The sequence below is a fragment of the Pseudomonas sp. S2_A02 genome, from assembly GCF_054668495.1.
The window spans coordinates 3729845-3746932 of sequence record NZ_CP162776.1 but is presented as its reverse complement, the minus strand read 5'-3'; the positions used below and the strand labels follow the sequence as shown (position 1 = coordinate 3746932).

The 17088-nt window shown below is 56.9% G+C and carries 12 protein-coding genes; 6 read left to right on the top strand and 6 right to left on the bottom strand.

Translation table 11 applies throughout. The features are described from left to right. Positions 1 to 48: 48 nt before the first annotated feature. The 4 genes from glyQ (at position 49) to AB4O41_RS16960 (ending at position 4459) form a co-directional block, all read left to right on the top strand. Positions 49 to 1002 carry a glycine--tRNA ligase subunit alpha gene (gene glyQ / locus AB4O41_RS16975; protein ID WP_003213601.1) on the top strand — a complete coding sequence of 318 codons (954 nt, stop codon included), beginning with the start codon at positions 49 to 51 and terminating at the stop codon, positions 1000 to 1002. Beyond that, positions 999 to 3053, top strand: coding sequence for a glycine--tRNA ligase subunit beta (gene glyS, locus AB4O41_RS16970; RefSeq protein ID WP_460144021.1), 2055 nt, complete (start codon positions 999 to 1001; stop codon positions 3051 to 3053). Before glyQ ends, glyS begins: the two co-directional genes overlap by 4 nt. Before the next feature lie 4 nt (positions 3054 to 3057). Next, entirely contained in the window at positions 3058 to 3597 is a 540-nt protein-coding gene (gene gmhB / locus AB4O41_RS16965; RefSeq protein WP_460148367.1) for a D-glycero-beta-D-manno-heptose 1,7-bisphosphate 7-phosphatase, read from the top strand. A gap of 82 nt (positions 3598 to 3679) precedes the next feature. Next, positions 3680 to 4459, top strand: a complete 780-nt coding sequence (locus AB4O41_RS16960; RefSeq protein ID WP_460144020.1) for a lysophospholipid acyltransferase family protein — start codon at positions 3680 to 3682, stop codon at positions 4457 to 4459. A 182-nt stretch (positions 4460 to 4641) separates the two neighbouring features. Here AB4O41_RS16960 and AB4O41_RS16955 read toward each other — a convergent pair whose 3' ends face one another. Continuing rightward, on the bottom strand, positions 4642 to 6954 hold the full coding sequence (locus AB4O41_RS16955; protein WP_460144019.1) for a CHASE2 domain-containing protein: 2313 nt from the start codon (positions 6952 to 6954) through the stop codon (positions 4642 to 4644). A 532-nt stretch (positions 6955 to 7486) separates the two neighbouring features. Here AB4O41_RS16955 and AB4O41_RS16950 point away from each other — a divergent pair. After that, entirely contained in the window at positions 7487 to 8206 is a 720-nt protein-coding gene (locus AB4O41_RS16950; protein ID WP_460144018.1) for a response regulator transcription factor, read from the top strand. A 127-nt stretch (positions 8207 to 8333) separates the two neighbouring features. On the opposite strand, the gene AB4O41_RS16945 is transcribed toward AB4O41_RS16950, so the two are convergent. Continuing rightward, positions 8334 to 9233, bottom strand: coding sequence for an EamA family transporter (locus tag AB4O41_RS16945; RefSeq protein ID WP_460144017.1), 900 nt, complete (start codon positions 9231 to 9233; stop codon positions 8334 to 8336). A gap of 164 nt (positions 9234 to 9397) precedes the next feature. On the opposite strand from AB4O41_RS16945, the gene AB4O41_RS16940 reads away from it, so the two are divergent. Beyond that, positions 9398 to 10195, top strand: coding sequence for an AraC family transcriptional regulator (locus tag AB4O41_RS16940; RefSeq protein ID WP_460144016.1), 798 nt, complete (start codon positions 9398 to 9400; stop codon positions 10193 to 10195). Positions 10196 to 10512: 317 nt separating this feature from the next. On the opposite strand, the gene gyrB is transcribed toward AB4O41_RS16940, so the two are convergent. Genes gyrB through dnaA form a run of 4 tightly spaced genes read right to left on the bottom strand, consistent with a single transcriptional unit; the run spans position 10513 to position 16723 of the window. Continuing rightward, positions 10513 to 12930 (bottom strand): DNA topoisomerase (ATP-hydrolyzing) subunit B, encoded by a 2418-nt coding sequence (gene gyrB / locus AB4O41_RS16935; RefSeq protein ID WP_305424393.1) that lies wholly within the window; start codon positions 12928 to 12930, stop codon positions 10513 to 10515. 5 nt (positions 12931 to 12935) lie between these two features. After that, a complete protein-coding gene (gene recF / locus AB4O41_RS16930) occupies positions 12936 to 14039 on the bottom strand; it encodes a DNA replication/repair protein RecF (RefSeq protein ID WP_008007898.1) in 1104 nt (367 codons plus the stop codon). Positions 14040 to 14059: 20 nt separating this feature from the next. After that, entirely contained in the window at positions 14060 to 15163 is a 1104-nt protein-coding gene (gene dnaN, locus AB4O41_RS16925) for a DNA polymerase III subunit beta (RefSeq protein WP_007903001.1), read from the bottom strand. A 39-nt stretch (positions 15164 to 15202) separates the two neighbouring features. Further along, complete coding sequence (gene dnaA, locus AB4O41_RS16920; RefSeq protein ID WP_052966010.1) at positions 15203 to 16723, bottom strand: chromosomal replication initiator protein DnaA; 1521 nt, start codon at positions 16721 to 16723, stop codon at positions 15203 to 15205. Positions 16724 to 17088 lie beyond the last annotated feature (365 nt).

The following is a 17088-nucleotide window of genomic DNA, read 5'->3' as shown; positions in this document are numbered from 1 at the left end:
GGTATACTCCCGCTCTTTAAATCGCAGCCCAAGAAACAGGTGAATTTCGTGAGCCAGCCTACGCCAGCCGTGCGTACCTTCCAAGACTTGATCCTCGCCCTCCAGCAATACTGGGCCGAGCAAGGTTGTGTGGTACTTCAGCCCTACGATATGGAAGTAGGCGCCGGCACTTTCCACACTGCCACGTTCCTGCGCGCCATTGGCCCGGAAACCTGGAACGCCGCTTATGTGCAGCCCAGTCGTCGCCCGACTGACGGCCGCTACGGCGAAAACCCGAACCGTCTGCAGCACTACTACCAGTTCCAGGTAGTCCTGAAGCCGAACCCGGACAACTTCCAGGAACTGTACCTGGGCTCCCTCAAGCACGTAGGCCTCGACCCGCTGGTGCATGACATCCGTTTCGTCGAAGACAACTGGGAGTCGCCAACGCTGGGCGCCTGGGGTCTGGGCTGGGAAGTCTGGCTCAACGGCATGGAAGTGACGCAGTTCACTTACTTCCAGCAAGCGGGCGGCATCGAGTGCTACCCGGTGACCGGTGAGATCACTTACGGTCTGGAGCGTCTGGCCATGTACCTGCAAGGCGTGGACTCGGTCTACGACCTGGTCTGGGCTGACGGTCCGTTCGGCAAGGTGACCTACGGCGACGTGTTCCACCAGAACGAAGTGGAGCAGTCGACCTACAACTTCGAACACGCCAACGTCGAGAAGCTGTTCGAGTTGTTCGACTTCTATGAAAGCGAAGCCAAGCGCCTGATCGAACTCGATCAGCCATTGCCGTTGCCGAGCTACGAAATGGTGTTGAAGGCTTCCCACACCTTCAACCTGCTGGATGCGCGCCGGGCGATCTCGGTGACCGCGCGTCAGCAATACATCCTGCGTGTACGCACCCTGGCGCGTTCCGTTGCGCAAGCCTACCTGCTGGCTCGCGCCAAGCTGGGCTTCCCGATGGCGACCCCGGACCTGCGTGATGAAGTACTGGCCAAGCTGGAGGCTGCACAATGAGTGCTCAAGATTTTCTGGTTGAATTGGGCACCGAAGAACTGCCACCCAAAGCCCTGAACACCCTGGCCGAAGCGTTTATGGCCGGTATCGACAAAGGCCTGCAAGCCGCTGGCCTGAATTACGAAACCAAAACCGTCTACGCCGCGCCACGTCGTCTGGCCGTGCTGATCACCGCGCTGGCGACCCAGCAGCCGGATCGCAGCATCAACCTCGACGGCCCGCCGCGTCAGGCCGCGTTCGATGCCGAAGGCAACCCGACTCAAGCAGCCCTGGGCTTCGCCAAGAAGTGCGGCGTCGACCTGAGCGAAATCGATCAGAGCGGTCCGAAACTGCGCTACAGCCAAAGCATCGCCGGCAAGCCGACCGCGAGCCTGATGCCAACCATCGTCGAAGATTCCCTGAACGACCTGCCTATCCCCAAGCGCATGCGCTGGGGTGCTCGCAAGGAAGAATTCGTTCGCCCGACTCAATGGCTGGTGATGCTGCTCGGTGACCACGTCATCGACTGCACCATCCTCGCGCAAAAGTCCGGCCGCGATTCCCGTGGTCACCGCTTCCACCATCCAGAAAGCGTGCGCATCACCTCGCCAGCCAACTACCTGAGCGATCTGCGTGCTGCCTATGTGCTGGCCGATGCCAACGAGCGTCGCGAGCTGATCAGCAAGCGCACCGAAGAACTGGCGACGCTGCAGGAAGGTACGGCGATCGTGCCGCCGAGCCTGCTCGACGAAGTGACCGCGCTGGTTGAATGGCCGGTGCCGCTGGTGTGCTCGTTCGAAGAACGTTTCCTCGACGTGCCGCAAGAAGCGCTGATCACCACCATGCAGGACAACCAGAAGTATTTCTGCCTGCTGGATGCCGAGGGCAAGTTGCTGCCACGTTTCATTACCGTGGCCAACATCGAAAGCAAAGACCCACAGCAAATCATCGCCGGTAACGAGAAAGTGGTTCGCCCACGCCTGACCGACGCCGAGTTCTTCTTCAAGCAAGACAAGAAGCAAAAACTCGAAGACTTCAACCTGCGTCTGCAGAACGTGGTGTTCCAGGAAAAACTCGGCAGCGTCTACGACAAGGCCGAACGCGTTTCCAAACTTGCCGCTTACATTGCTGCGCGGATTGGCGGCAACGCCTCGTGGGCAGCCCGTGCAGGCCTGCTGTCCAAGTGCGACCTGGCGACTGAGATGGTCGGTGAGTTCCCGGAGATGCAAGGTGTCGCCGGTTACTACTACGCCCTCAACGACGGCGAGCCGGAAGAAGTCGCACTGGCGCTGAACGAGCAGTACATGCCACGCGGTGCCGGCGCTGAATTGCCGACCACGCTGACCGGTGCGGCCGTGGCCATCGCCGACAAGCTCGACACACTGGTGGGTATTTTCGGTATCGGCATGCTGCCAACCGGCAGCAAAGACCCGTATGCCCTGCGCCGCGCTGCGCTGGGTGTATTGCGCATCCTGATCGACAAGAAACTCGACCTCGACCTGAACGACGCCGTGGCGTTTGCCGTGAATGCGTTCGGTACCAAGGTCAAGGCTGCCGGCCTGAATGATTCGGTGCTGGAATTCATCTTCGATCGTCTGCGTGCCCGTTATGAAGACGAAGGCGTTGATGTCGGGACTTACCTGTCGGTACGTGCCCTGAAGCCGGGTTCGGCGCTGGACTTCGATCAGCGTGTACAAGCGGTAGAAGCGTTCCGCAAATTGCCGGAAGCCGCTGCCCTGGCCGCCGTGAACAAGCGTGTTTCGAACTTGCTGAGCAAGGTCGAAGGCTCTGTTCCTTCGGTCGTTGAAGCCAAGTACTTCGACAACGCCAATGAGTTCTCGCTGTATTCGGCGATCCAGCAAGCTGACCAGGCTGTGCAGCCAATGGCGGCTGCGCGCCAGTACAGCGAATCGCTGGCGCGTCTGGCCGCTTTGCGCGAGCCAGTGGATGCGTTCTTCGAAGCGGTGATGGTCAACGCTGAAGACGCCAAGGTGCGAGCCAACCGCTATGCGCTGCTGGCGCGTCTGCGTGGTTTGTTTCTCGGCGTCGCCGACATTTCGCTGCTGGGCTAAGGGGCTGCTGTTGAAACTGCTGATTCTCGATCGGGACGGAGTGATCAATTACGACTCCGACGCGTACATCAAGTCGGTGGAGGAGTGGATTCCGCTCCCCGGTTCGATCGAAGCGATCGCGCAGTTGAGCAAGGCCGGCTGGACGGTGGCGGTCGCTACCAACCAGTCCGGCATCGCTCGCGGCTATTACGACATCGCCACCCTGGACGCCATGCACGCTCGTTTGCGCGAGCTGGTGGCGGAGCAGGGCGGCGAAGTCGGGCTGATCGTTTATTGCCCGCATGGGCCAGACGATGGCTGCGATTGCCGCAAGCCAAAACCCGGGATGTTGAAAACCATCGCCGCGCATTACAACGTTTCGCTGACGAATCTATGGTTCGTCGGCGATACTCTCGGTGACCTGGAAGCCGCCAGAGCCGTCGACTGTCAGCCAGTTTTGGTAAAGACAGGGAAAGGCGAAAAGACTCAGAGCAAAACCCTGCCGGCGGGCACCTTGATTTTTGACGATCTGGCGGCGATTGCCGCGGAACTTATCCATCACTAAGGCTCTTCTGAACATCCTGGCCAAGGACTGATCGGGAGTGCGTTTGAATAGGCGGGCAATGCCCGCAACGGTAAATGTCGCCATGTCGATACTGCAGGCCATCAGAACTTTCCTCTTTTACCTGCTGCTGGGCACCAGTTCTTTGCTCTGGTGCACCCTGAGCTTTTTTATCGCGCCGTTTCTGCCGTTCAAGGCGCGTTATCGTTTTATCAACGTGTATTGGTGCCGTTGCGCCTTGTGGCTGAGCAAAGTCTTTCTGGGTATCCGTTACGAAGTGAAGGGTGCCGAGAATGTGCCTGACCAGCCCTGCGTGATTCAGTCGAATCACCAGAGCACCTGGGAAACATTCTTTCTCTCGGCCTATTTCTCGCCTCTGAGCCAGGTGCTCAAGCGCGAACTGCTCTACGTTCCGTTCTTCGGCTGGGCCATGGCCATGCTGCGACCGATCGCCATCGACCGTGGCAATCCCAAAGCTGCGCTCAAGCATGTGGCGAAGAAGGGCGATGAGCTGCTCAAGGACAATGTCTGGGTACTGATCTTCCCTGAAGGGACTCGCGTTCCTTACGGCACTATCGGCAAGTTCTCCCGCGGTGGCACCGCGCTGGCCGTCAATGCGTCATTACCGGTACTGCCAATTGCGCACAATGCTGGCAAGTTCTGGCCAAAAACCGGTTGGGCGAAGCAGCAAGGCGTGATTACCGTCATCATTGGCGCGCCGATGTACGCCGAGGGTAGTGGGCCGCGAGCCATCGCCGACCTGAATGACCGAGTGCAGGCCTGGAACGAACAGATGCAGCGCGAAATGGGTTCGTTGCCAGCAGCCCCGACGGCACCCAACGCCACCGATCAAGTGACTGTCTGAAATTCTGTGGATAACCTGTGTACCATTTTGTTGAAAAACGTCTTTTTTAGTTTTTAAGCTTATGATTTACATACATATTTCTTAAGCAAATAAAACGTCGAAAAAGGTGCATAAGTTTATTTCGGACTAAAAAAAACCGGCTGATATAGCCGGTTTTTTTATGCCCGTTGAAAGCGTCTGGCTCACTCGCTCAATAGCGGTAACTGGACACTGAACGTTGTGCCTCGCCCCACCACGCTATGACAGGAAATCCTCCCGCCATGACGGTCCACCACGGCCTTGACCATGGACAAACCCAGCCCCAGGCCGTCACTGCCGTGAGCCGAGGTAAAACGCCGATACTGACTGAATAACTCGGGAAGTTCATCGACAGTAATCCCTCGGCCCTGATCCGCGATCTCGCACAGCAACCAGCCCTCGGCATAACTCACCCGCACCGAGATCCGCGAACCCGCCGGACTGTACTTGATGGCGTTTTCCAGCAGGTTGAACAGTGCTCGTGTCAGCAGCGACTGATCGGCCAGCACCAGCGCTTCAGCGTCTTCGTCGAGATCATGCAGCAATTGAATGTTCTTCAAATGAGCAATGCTCGAAGCCTGGTCGAAGGTATCGAGTAACAACATCGCGAACATGCTGGGCTGAAACTGATAGGCCTCGGACTCGGCTTTTGCCAACTGCACAAAAGCCTCGGTCAGCTTCAACGCCTTGCGCACTTGTAACTCGATCTGGCTGAACACTTGAGTGTCGCCGGACACCTGATGACGCTGAACGTCGAGCAAGGCCAGAATCGCCGAGTGGGGCGCTCTGAGGTCATGCGACAAAAAGCGCAACAAAACCGCTCGCTGCTCTTCGGCGTCCCGCTCGACGCTCAGGTCAGTGAGGCTCAGTAGCCAGCCAATCACGGAGTCGCCCTCGGCCGGAAACAGCGGTGCCAGGTCCAGACGCAGGCTGCGTGCCTGGGTGTCACGAAACTCCAGCGGCTCCAAGGTCGACAACGCAGATGGCATTCCGTTGGACGGCACCGGGTAACCCAGATCGCTCAGTTGCTCGAGCATGTCCTCGCCCACCAGGCCACGACAAAACATTTCTCGAGCCTTGCGGTTGGCCAGCAGAATGCGCCCGTTCGGATCGCTGATCAGCGTCGCCACCGGCAGGTATTCAAGTCCATCAGCAATAAAACGCCGGGTGTCGCGGGTCCGACTCATGGCCTGCTCCAGCGCGACAATTTGCCCTTGCAGCACATCACCGGCTGGCGCTTGGGTACGACGACGTTCGGGAAAGACTTTTGGCTCGCTGTCCAGACGCGCCAGTTCCCAGCCGAAATAGGCGAGCACCGCATTCAGCCTTCGCCAATTCCAGATCAGATAACCCAGCAAAATACCCATCAGGCTGGCAGCCGGCGACCACCACCACCCTAGGCGCAACAGCACACTCGAAACCAGCAGAGCAACTGTCATTGCACCCAAGGTCAGCCATAAGGCGCGACGCGGACGCACCAACAGCAGGCCCAGCAATTCACCGACAATCACTATCGTTAGCAATGCCGCCAAGCGCTTATCGACAACCACAATATTGCGCTTTTGTAGCAGTCCGTTGAGGATACTCGCCTGTATCTCGATGCCCGATGTGGTGCCGATGCTGGCCGATTGCGGTGTCACATAACGGTCGCCCAGACCTGAAGCGGTTGAGCCTATCAGGATCAAGCGATCGCGCAGCAACTCGGGCGGGACTTCGCCGCGCAATACACTGACGTAGGGCACAGTGGGAAAGCCCACGTCGGAGCGGATGAAAGGAATCCGTATTTCATGCGTTCGCTGCCAGCCTTGCGCCGATGGCAGGGCCGGGGTACCAGGCATCGGGGCATTCCCCTTGTCGGCAAGGGTTTCTTCGTACAGCAGCCAGGCCAGTTGCGGGCGGGGGTTTTGCGCCGGACCTTCACTTAAATACACGCTGCGCACGATCCCATCGGCGTCCGCTTCGGCATTGATGTGCCCGACGCCTTTGGCACAATGGTTCAGCGGATCCACCGGCTCAATTTCCCCCAGGGGCTGACCGTAACGCGCTTCATCTTCACGCAGCAGCGGCACGAAAACATTCCCGGCCCGGCAGGCCGCCTGGGCCAAAAGTTGATCATTCTCGGGTTGGCTATCAGGTTCGCTGAAAATTACGTCGAATAGAACGCCTTTAACGTTCGCGGCGCTGAGCCGATCCAGCAGCTGCGCGTGCGTGGCCCGCGACCACGGCCATTGGCCAAGCTGCTGCAAGCTGTAGTCGTCGATAGTTACGAGCAATATTCGTGGGTCCACCGACAGCGGGCTTAGCCGGCGAAGATTGTCGTACAACAGCTTGCTCAAGATCAGGCCTTGGCTCATGGACAGCATCGCCGTCAGCGGCAACAAGATCAGACAGACCCACAGCCACTCTCGGACCATACGCCGAAACAACCGCTGAGCCTGGGTGGGTTCACGCTCGTCCTTCCTTGGTCGGCTCTTCATCGGTCGTCGACCAGGATGCTATTGGACATGCGTTGTCTTGCCCTCTAACCCATCAAAGAGACAAACACCGCGTGGAAGCAATAAGGTCATGGGGTTCATGGATTGGCTTTTTATGCTCTTATGAAAATCACGCCAGTAACGCACACAAGTATTTAACGCACGATACCTGACTGGCCGCTCTGGCAGATAGCCATCGGAGCAAAGGACATAAGAGATGACACATCCTTGTGTTAGAACCGAGCAGGCACTCCGTGTATTTCCCCCTGAACTGCAAACCGTCGAAAACCGGCAATCGATGGTCCTGCCAGGTTGACGCTCCCTGCGTCGGGCACATCCCAATGCCTTTGTGCCGCTCAGCGACGACGAATTTACCGGCATAAGTAACCTGCGAGCCGATTCACAATATTTGTTCAGAATTGGTCGAAGGCTAAAACATCATCAACGTCACCCTGCTTGGGAACTTCGATTCAATCAATCGGCCTAAACTCCGCAATTTTCACTTTGCACTTACGAGATAAAGGAATCACTCGGCATGCGTGTCGCAATACTGGATGACGAACCCGCCGAACTCCGCCGGGTGGAACAGACACTGCGACAGATTCCCGCAACGGGAGAGCAGACGTGGACGTTGCACAGTTTCGAGCGGGGAGAGGACTTGCTGCGGCAACTCCGGCGGGAGACCTTCGACCTGCTGATCCTCGATTGGCAACTGCCCGATATCACTGGCTTGGCGTTGTTACGCTGGACCCGTGAACATATGGACGCTCCACCGGCCGCGATCATGCTCACCAGCCGCGATACTGAAAGCGATATCGTCCAGGCGTTGAACGCCGGGGCCGACGATTATGTGAGCAAACCATTTCGTCCAAACGAGCTGATGGCCCGAGTCAGCGCGGTACTTCGTCGACATGGACTGCAACGCGCGGCAGCCCCCGAAATACTGACTTTCAATGATCTTGAATTCGACGACGCTGAACTCACCGTCACCCGCGCGTCCACCCCCATCAGCCTGACCGAACGGGAATACCGTCTCGCCCGCTGTCTGTTCGCTAATCTGGGCCGACCTTTATCCCGTGAATATTTGTATGAGCGCTTTTGGACCCATGAAGAAATAGTCTCCTCCCGCCCGCTGGACACTCATATCTATCGCCTGCGCAACAAGTTGGGCCTGACGGCCGATCGCGGTTGGCAACTGCTGACGATTTACGGGTATGGGTATCGGCTCGAGAGCGTGGCCACTGCTAGCGAATGACGACGTTTCGACGATCAATAAAAAAGGCCAGCGCTAAGCGTTGGCCTTTTTCGTTTAGCGGTCCTGCCGGATGATTCGGCAGCCCTGGCAAATGCTGGCAAAGATGAATAGTTCTGGCACGACCGGTTCAGTCAGGGCGAAACTCGGCTCCGGGGGCGGCATGGATTGTGCCGGGGGACTTACGATAGAGGCCGACTGCCAATCCCATAATGATGATCGCAATTGAAATCAAGTTCGGTATCAAGATGTGCTCGCCAATAATCAGCATCGAACTGCCGATGCCGAATACCGGAATCAACAACGACAGCGGTGCCACTGTGGATACGGGATAAAGCTTCAACAGCGAATTCCATCCCCAATAGGCAAAGTGGGTGGCCAGGTAAACCTGGAAAACGATCGATAGCACAGCCGTGAAGTCGAGACTACTTTGCAGGTTCTCAAAGGGCGCGGCGCCCTGCATGAGCCAAGCGATGAAGAAGAGTGGGATGGGTGGAAACAGACTGGCCCAGACCATGAATGAAAAGATCTCTTTGACACCGGATTTCTTGATAATCACGTTGCCGACGCTCCAAGCGACCGCACTCAGCACAATCAGCAGTACTCCAAGTATTGCGTGCTCCCCTTGTTGGGTGGAAATGATGCCACCTAGCCCGACCAATGCCAGCAGTGCCCCGATAAGCTGAGCACCGCGTAACTTTTCTTTAAACAATAACGCTCCCCAACCCATGGTGAAGAACACGCTGAGCTGAATGATCAGCGAAGCAATACCGGGGCTGACACCGACCTGAATGCCATAGTTGATCACCCCCCACATACCCAACCCGAAAATGAAGCCGTAAGCGGCGACATAGCTGAACTTGATGGCGGGGCGCTTGATGAAGAACACCAAGGGTATGGCCGCGAGTGCAAAGCGTATTCCGGTTAACACAAAGGGATCGATCGAGCGCAAACCCAGTTTGGTGATTGGAAAGTTCACTCCCCATACCAAGGTGACGAGTATCGCCAGAACCAAGTGTTTTTTCTGCATATCCCTAGCCTCACATTAAGCGGTACACCGCGTAGGCGGTATGTCGCATTCCAATCAGTTCAATGCGAACCGTTTTTGCATCAGGTAGTTTTGGAGATGCGATTCTATGGTCCAAAAATTTGGCCTGCTTGCTATAGCAGGTCTATTTTTGTCAAAATCGGGCCATGTTGATCAATCAAACACTGGATCCCTACGAGCATGGAAGCCCCGATGCTGTGGTGAGTCTGCGCAAGTATTCTTCGGGTACTGTTTTTGCGCGGCACACGCACAGTCGTGGTCAGTTTGCGTACGCCTCAACGGGCGCGTTGAAGATGTTCACCGATCAGGGGAATTGGGTTGTCCCGCCTCAAAGAGCGCTTTGGGTGCCCGCGTGCGTGTCGCATGAAATGCATATGCGCGGCGACGTGACCATGATCAATACTTACCTCAATGAGGCTGCCTCCATCCGCGCCGGTTTGCCGGAGCATTGCCAGGTCTACAATGTTTCGCCGCTACTCAGGCACTTGTTGGAAGCGGCGTTGACTATTGATCCGGAGCAACCGCCCAATATTCGAAGCCAATCCGTGCAGACGCTACTGGTGGATGAAATCGGCGCCATGTCGGAGCTTCCACTGAGCGCACCTTTGCCTTCAGAGCCTCGACTGGCCCATTCGTGCCATCGATTCCTTGATGCACCCACGCAGAATATTTCCATCAGTGAAATGGCCAGTTGGTCGAGCATGAGCCGGCGAACGTTCACGCGAAGTTTTCGGGAAGCGACTGGCATGAGTTTTGTGTTCTGGCGGCAACAAGTCTGTTTGCTGGAAGCCACGTCCAGATTGAGCAATGGTTCATCAATCACCGAAGTGGCTATTGATCTGGGTTACAGCAGCCCAAGCGCATTTACCTCGGTATTTCGGCGTAATTTGGGGGATTCACCGGGGCGCTATCTGGCCAAGTCCAAAGGCGCATCGATGTTCTGAGCGATTGATCGAGAAGGGAAATAATCGACGTCTTAATAAATTGATATACCGTCTCAATGGAGTGTTATGCGAGGCGTATCCGGACCGAGCCACCCCTTGGTTGACCTAAGGGACGTTCATTTCGTGGTGGAAACACAGATCCTTGAAGACCCGGAACTCCAGCCTGCGGTCCGCGAAAATTTCCTGTTCACTCTGGACCTGCTTGAGCGCGCAGGGGTTCATCTTCATTACAGGGCAATGTCGCGACGCCCATAACACGCAATAAAAAAAGGCCAACGCTAAGCGTTGGCCTTTTCCGTTTAGCGATCCTGCCCGGATCAGAAGTCCAGGTTGGAAACCGCCAAGGCGTTGCTTTCGATGAAGTCACGGCGAGGTTCGACCGCATCACCCATCAGGGTGTTGAAGATCTGGTCTGCGCCAATGGCGTCTTCGATGGTCACTTTGAGCATCCGGCGCTGGCTTGGGTCCATGGTGGTTTCCCACAGCTGATCCGGGTTCATTTCGCCCAGACCTTTGTATCGCTGGATGGTGTGACGCTTGGTGCTTTCAGCCATCAGCCATTCAAGTGCTTCCTTGAATTCGGTGACCGGCTTCTTGCGCTCGCCGCGCTGGATGTACGCGCCGTCGTCCAGCAAGGTGCTCAATTGAGCGCCCAACGACACGACAGTCTTGTAATCGTTACTGCCGAAGAAATCGCGGTTGAAGGTGATGTAGTTCGACAGGCCGTGGGAGATCAGTTCGACCTCTGGCAGCCAGACGTTACGTTCACGGTCTTCACGCAGGCTGGCTTTGTAAACCAGGCCGGATTTTTCGACGGTGCGCAGGCGAACTTCGAACTGAGCCATCCAATCCTGCATCGCTGCGTGATCGGACAGTTGCTCCATGCTTACCGCTGGCAGGTAGATGAAGTGCTCGGTCAGTTCTTGCGGGTACAGGCGCGACAGACGCTTGAGGGTCTTCATTACCAGACGGAAGTCATTCACCAGACGCTCAAGCGCTTCGCCGGAGATACCCGGGGCTTCTTCGTTCAGGTGCAGGCTCGCGTCTTCCAGGGCCGACTGCGTCATGTACTCTTCCATGGCGTCGTCGTCTTTGATGTATTGCTCTTGCTTGCCTTTCTTGACCTTGTACAGCGGCGGCTGAGCGATGTAGATGTAACCGCGCTCAATCAACTCCGGCAACTGACGGAAGAAGAAGGTCAGCAACAGGGTACGGATGTGCGAACCGTCGACGTCAGCATCGGTCATGATGATGATGTTGTGATAACGCAGCTTGTCGATGTTGTACTCGTCGCGGCCAATACCGCAGCCCAGCGCGGTGATCAAGGTGCCCACTTCCTGCGAAGAGATCATCTTGTCGAAGCGTGCCTTCTCGACGTTCAGGATCTTGCCCTTGAGCGGCAGGATGGCCTGGGTGCGACGGTTGCGTCCCTGCTTGGCGGAGCCGCCAGCAGAGTCACCTTCCACAAGGTACAGTTCGGAGAGGGCAGGGTCTTTTTCCTGGCAGTCAGCCAATTTGCCCGGCAGGCCGGCGATGTCCAGCGCGCCTTTACGGCGGGTCATCTCACGAGCCTTACGTGCCGCTTCACGCGCACGCGCCGCATCGATCATCTTGCCGACGACCAGCTTGGCTTCGTTCGGGTTCTCCAGCAAGAAGTCAGAGAAGTACTTGCCCATTTCCTGTTCAACCGCAGTCTTCACTTCGGAAGACACCAGCTTGTCTTTAGTCTGGGAGCTGAACTTCGGATCCGGCACTTTTACCGAAATGATCGCGGTCAGGCCTTCGCGGGCATCGTCACCGGTGGTGGCAACTTTGTGCTTCTTCGCCAGACCTTCAGCTTCGATATAGGTGTTCAGGTTACGCGTCAGTGCGGAACGGAAACCCACCAGGTGAGTACCGCCATCGCGCTGTGGAATGTTGTTGGTGAAGCACAACAGGTTCTCGTTGAAGCTGTCGTTCCACTGCAAGGCGATTTCGACGCCGATGCCGTCTTCACGCTGGATGTTGAAATGGAACACCTGGTTGACTGGAGTCTTGTTGGTGTTCAGGTATTCAACGAACGCACGCAGACCACCTTCGTACTTGAACAGCTCTTCCTTGCCGCTGCGCTCGTCCTTGAGGACGATGCCGACACCGGAGTTGAGGAAGGATAGTTCGCGAATCCGCTTGGCCAGGATGTCCCAGCTGAAATGGATGTTCTTGAAGGTTTCAGCCGAAGGCTTGAAGTGAATCTGCGTGCCAGTGGTTTCGCTCTCGCCAACGATTTTCATCGGCTCTTGCGGAACACCATGGACGTAAGTCTGTTCCCAGATCTTGCCGCTGCGGCGAACGGTCAGGATCAGTTCTTTGGACAGCGCGTTCACAACCGAAACGCCTACACCGTGCAGACCGCCGGATACTTTGTAGGAGTTGTCGTCGAACTTACCGCCGGCGTGCAGCACGGTCATGATGACCTCGGCCGCCGATACACCTTCTTCTTTGTGCACGTCTACCGGGATACCACGACCGTTGTCGCGAACGGTAATGGACTCATCCGGGTGAATGATGATGCTGATATCGTCGCAGTGGCCGGCGAGAGCTTCGTCGATCGAGTTATCGACCACCTCGAACACCATGTGGTGCAGACCACTGCCATCGTCAGTGTCACCAATGTACATACCGGGACGTTTGCGTACGGCATCCAGGCCTTTCAGCACTTTAATGCTCGTTGAGTCGTACGTATTTTCTTCGCTCAATGCCTTCACTCCCGATGGTCGTGGGTCTGGGTGATACGGCCCTGTTCCACGTGGAACAGAGCGACTGGCGTTTCCGTCTGCCAGCCTTCCCTCAATAATTCGTGATCTACACAGGTGATAAAGACCTGGCAGCGTAAGTCTTCCAGCAAGCGGCAAAGCGCGCGACGGTGGTGCTCGTCCAGTTCGGACGGCAGGTCATCCACCAGATAAATACACTGGCCGCGACGGGCCTGGCTAACCAAGTGCCCTTGGGCGATCCGCAATGCACAGACCACCAACTTCTGCTGGCCACGAGACAAGATGTCCGCGGCGTTATGTGCGCCCAATCTAAGACGCAAATCAGCGCGTTGTGGTCCGGCCTGGGTATGACCCATTTGCTGATCCCGCTGAAGGGACCCGGCGAGCACTGCACTCAACTCACGGTCTTTGTCCCAACCTCGGTAATAGCTGAGCGTTAAGCCCTCAAGCTCAACCAGTTCGCTCAAGGTCTGTTCAAAGACTGGTTTCAAGGCTTTGATGTAGGCGCGGCGGTATTCATCTATTTCAGCGCTGGCCTGGCACAGTTCCCTGTCCCAAACCGCTTGCGAAACGGCGTCAAGTGTACCATGTCGCAGCCAAGAGTTTCTCTGGCGCAAGGCCTTCTGCAAGCGCTGCCACGTGGACATGAATCGCGGTTCCACGTGGAACACACCCCAGTCGAGAAACTGTCGGCGAATCTTCGGCGCACCTTCCAGCAGGCGGAAGCTGTCCGGGTTGATCAACTGCAACGGCAAGATCTCTGCAAGTTGCGCAGCACTTCGGGCGTTCTGCCCGTCGATGCGGATCTGGAACTCACCCTGCCGGTCGCGAGATATCCCCAGCGCGCTGTGTCCACCCTCGGCCAGTTCAACCTGGCCAAACACCGTACACGCCAATTGCTCGTATTGAATGACGGGTAACAGACGGCTGCTACGAAACGAACGGGCAAGCCCCAGCAGATGAATGGCTTCCAGAACACTGGTTTTGCCGCTGCCGTTGGCGCCGTAAAGAATGTTTATTCGGGGGGAGGGGGAGAAGGTCACCGGGTGCAGATTGCGCACCGCGGTGACCGAGACGCGACTTAAGGACATCTAGGTTCTGCTGAACATGATTACAGACGCATCGGCATGACAACATAGGCCGAGTCGTCATTGTCGGACTCTTGCACCAGCGCACTGCTGTTGGAGTCGGACAGGATCAAGCGAACCTGCTCGGTGGTCATCACGCCCAGTACGTCGAGTAGATAGCTCACGTTGAAGCCGATTTCCAGAGAGCCGCCGTTGTACTCAACGCCCACTTCTTCTTCCGCTTCTTCCTGCTCCGGGTTGTTCGCCTGAATCTTCAGCTGACCATTGGCCAGTTGCAGACGGATGCCACGGTACTTCTCGTTGGACAGAATCGCGGTACGGCTGAACGCTTCACGCAATGCCTGGCGATCGCCGAGTACCAGCTTGTCGCCGCCTTTAGGCAGAACACGCTCGTAGTCAGGGAATTTACCGTCGACCAGTTTCGAGGTGAAGGTAAACTCGCCGGTGGTGGCGCGAATGTGGTGTTGGCCCAGCACGATGCTGACGTTGCCGTCCGGCTCGGTCAGCAGACGCGCCAGTTCCAGAATACCTTTGCGTGGCACGATCACCTGATGACGATCCGGCTGACCGATATCGGCCTGCATCGAACACATGGCCAGACGGTGACCGTCAGTCGCCACGGCGCGGATGATCCCGGCCGAGACTTCCAGCAGCATGCCGTTGAGGTAGTAACGTACGTCTTGCTGCGCCATGGCGAAGCTGGTGCGTTCAATCAGACGACGCAGTTTGCTTTGCTCAAGGCTGCAGGTCAGCGAGCCAGGGCCTTCTTCCACCGTCGGGAAGTCATTGGCCGGCAGGGTCGACAGAGTGAAGCGGCTACGGCCGGCCTTCACCACGAGCTTCTGCTCATCGACCTTGATGTCGATCAGCGCATCGTTCGGCAAGCTCTTGCAGATGTCCATCAGCTTGCGCGCAGGCACAGTGATGGAACCCGGGTCCGCAGGCTCTTCGAGTTGCACACGACCGACCAGCTCGACTTCCAGGTCGGTACCGGTCAGCGACAATTGCTGGCCTTCGACAACCAGCAGCACGTTGGAGAGCACCGGCAAGGTCTGTCGGCGCTCGACGACGCCTGCGACCAGTTGCAGGGGTTTCAACAGGGCTTCGCGTTGAATGGTGAAATGCATGGTCTAGTCCCTTGCCTTAATAAGCTGCGCTGGTGTTCATCAAGTAGTCAGTGTACGCAGCAGGTTCTTATAGTCCTCGCGGATGTCCGCGTCGGATTCCTTAAGCTCGTTGATCTTGCGGCAGGCGTGCAAAACAGTCGTGTGGTCGCGGCCTCCAAACACATCGCCGATTTCCGGCAGGCTGTGGTTGGTCAGTTCCTTGGACAACGCCATGGCGACCTGACGCGGACGTGCTACCGAGCGTGAACGACGCTTGGACAGCAAGTCGGAGATCTTGATCTTGTAATACTCGGCGACGGTGCGCTGAATGTTATCCACAGACACCAGTTTGTCTTGCAGCGCCAACAAGTCTTTCAGGGATTCGCGAATCAACTCGATGGTGATATCGCGGCCCATGAAGTGCGAGTGGGCGATCACGCGTTTGAGCGCGCCTTCCAGCTCACGGACGTTGGAGCGAATACGCTGGGCAATGAAGAACGCTGCGTCGTGTGGCAGATCGACTTTGGCCTGGTCGGCCTTTTTCATCAGGATCGCCACGCGGGTTTCCAGCTCCGGCGGCTCGACGGCAACCGTCAGGCCCCAGCCGAAACGGGACTTCAGGCGTTCTTCAAGGCCTTCGATTTCTTTCGGATAGCGGTCACTGGTAAGAATGACCTGCTGGCCACCTTCAAGCAGGGCGTTGAAGGTGTGGAAAAACTCTTCCTGGGAACGTTCCTTGCGGGCGAAGAACTGAATGTCATCGATCAGCAACGCATCCACCGAGCGGTAGAAGCGCTTGAACTCGTTGATCGCATTCAGCTGCAAGGCCTTGACCATGTCCGCGACGAAACGCTCGGAATGCAGGTACACAACCTTGGCATTCGGATTCTTCTTTAATAGGTGGTTACCCACAGCGTGCATCAAGTGGGTTTTACCCAAGCCGACACCGCCATAAAGGAAGAGCGGGTTGTAGCCGTGCTTGGGGTTGTCCGCCACTTGCCAGGCCGCAGCCCGGGCCAGTTGGTTGGACTTGCCTTCGACGAAGTTCTCGAAGGTAAAGGTGCGGTTCAGGTAGCTGGTGTGCTTGAGCGCGCCTTCGACCTGCACCGTGCGCTGTTCAGCGCGAACCGGAGCCTGTTGCGAACTGGCGCCGGCCATTGGATCGAAGCTGTCGCGGGACGGCTCTTCACTGACCTCAGCTACTTTTTGGGTCGCACGCTTGGTCGAGGCAGCTACCGGGGCTGGCGCCGGAGCGCTGACAGGCGCTTGAGCGGCCTGAGCCTGGGACGCCGCAGCGGCCAACGGGGCATTGGGTGCCGCACGCGGTGCCGAACTGCGTTTGCTGCCTATTAATAAGGAAAGCGCCGGCGCCAGGCCATTGCCATGCTCATCCAGCAGTTCAAGGACGCGGCCCAGGTATTTTTCATTGACCCAGTCGAGAACAAAACGATTCGGCGCGTAGACACGCAGCTCGTCGCCTTCGGCTTCGACCTGTAGTGGACGGATCCAAGTGTTGAATTGTTGGGCAGGCAGCTCATCGCGCAAAAGCTCTACGCACTGCTGCCAAAGTTCCACTGACACGGATATCCCCTAAGTTGAAAGCCGGTGAGGCAAAAACAAGCGGTCATTGTAGCGACCAGACGTCCACTTATCCACATGCAGGTTGCGCACAGGGCATGATTTATCAATGCGTTAACCCTTGAAAAGAAGACCAACGGTATGTGCATAAGCTCTGTGGATAACCGCCCATGAGGGCACTGGACAAGTGGGGGCGAAACTCGGTGGATAACCTGCCTGTGGATAACTGGCCTTTCCACACACAGCTTATCCGACAGCGCAGCACAGGCTGACCACCGTTTTCCACTGTAGTTGTCATTCTCTGTACATCACGGTTTAGAAGGGCTAAAGGCAGTTATCCACAGATGAACGTGGCCCTAGCTTTTATA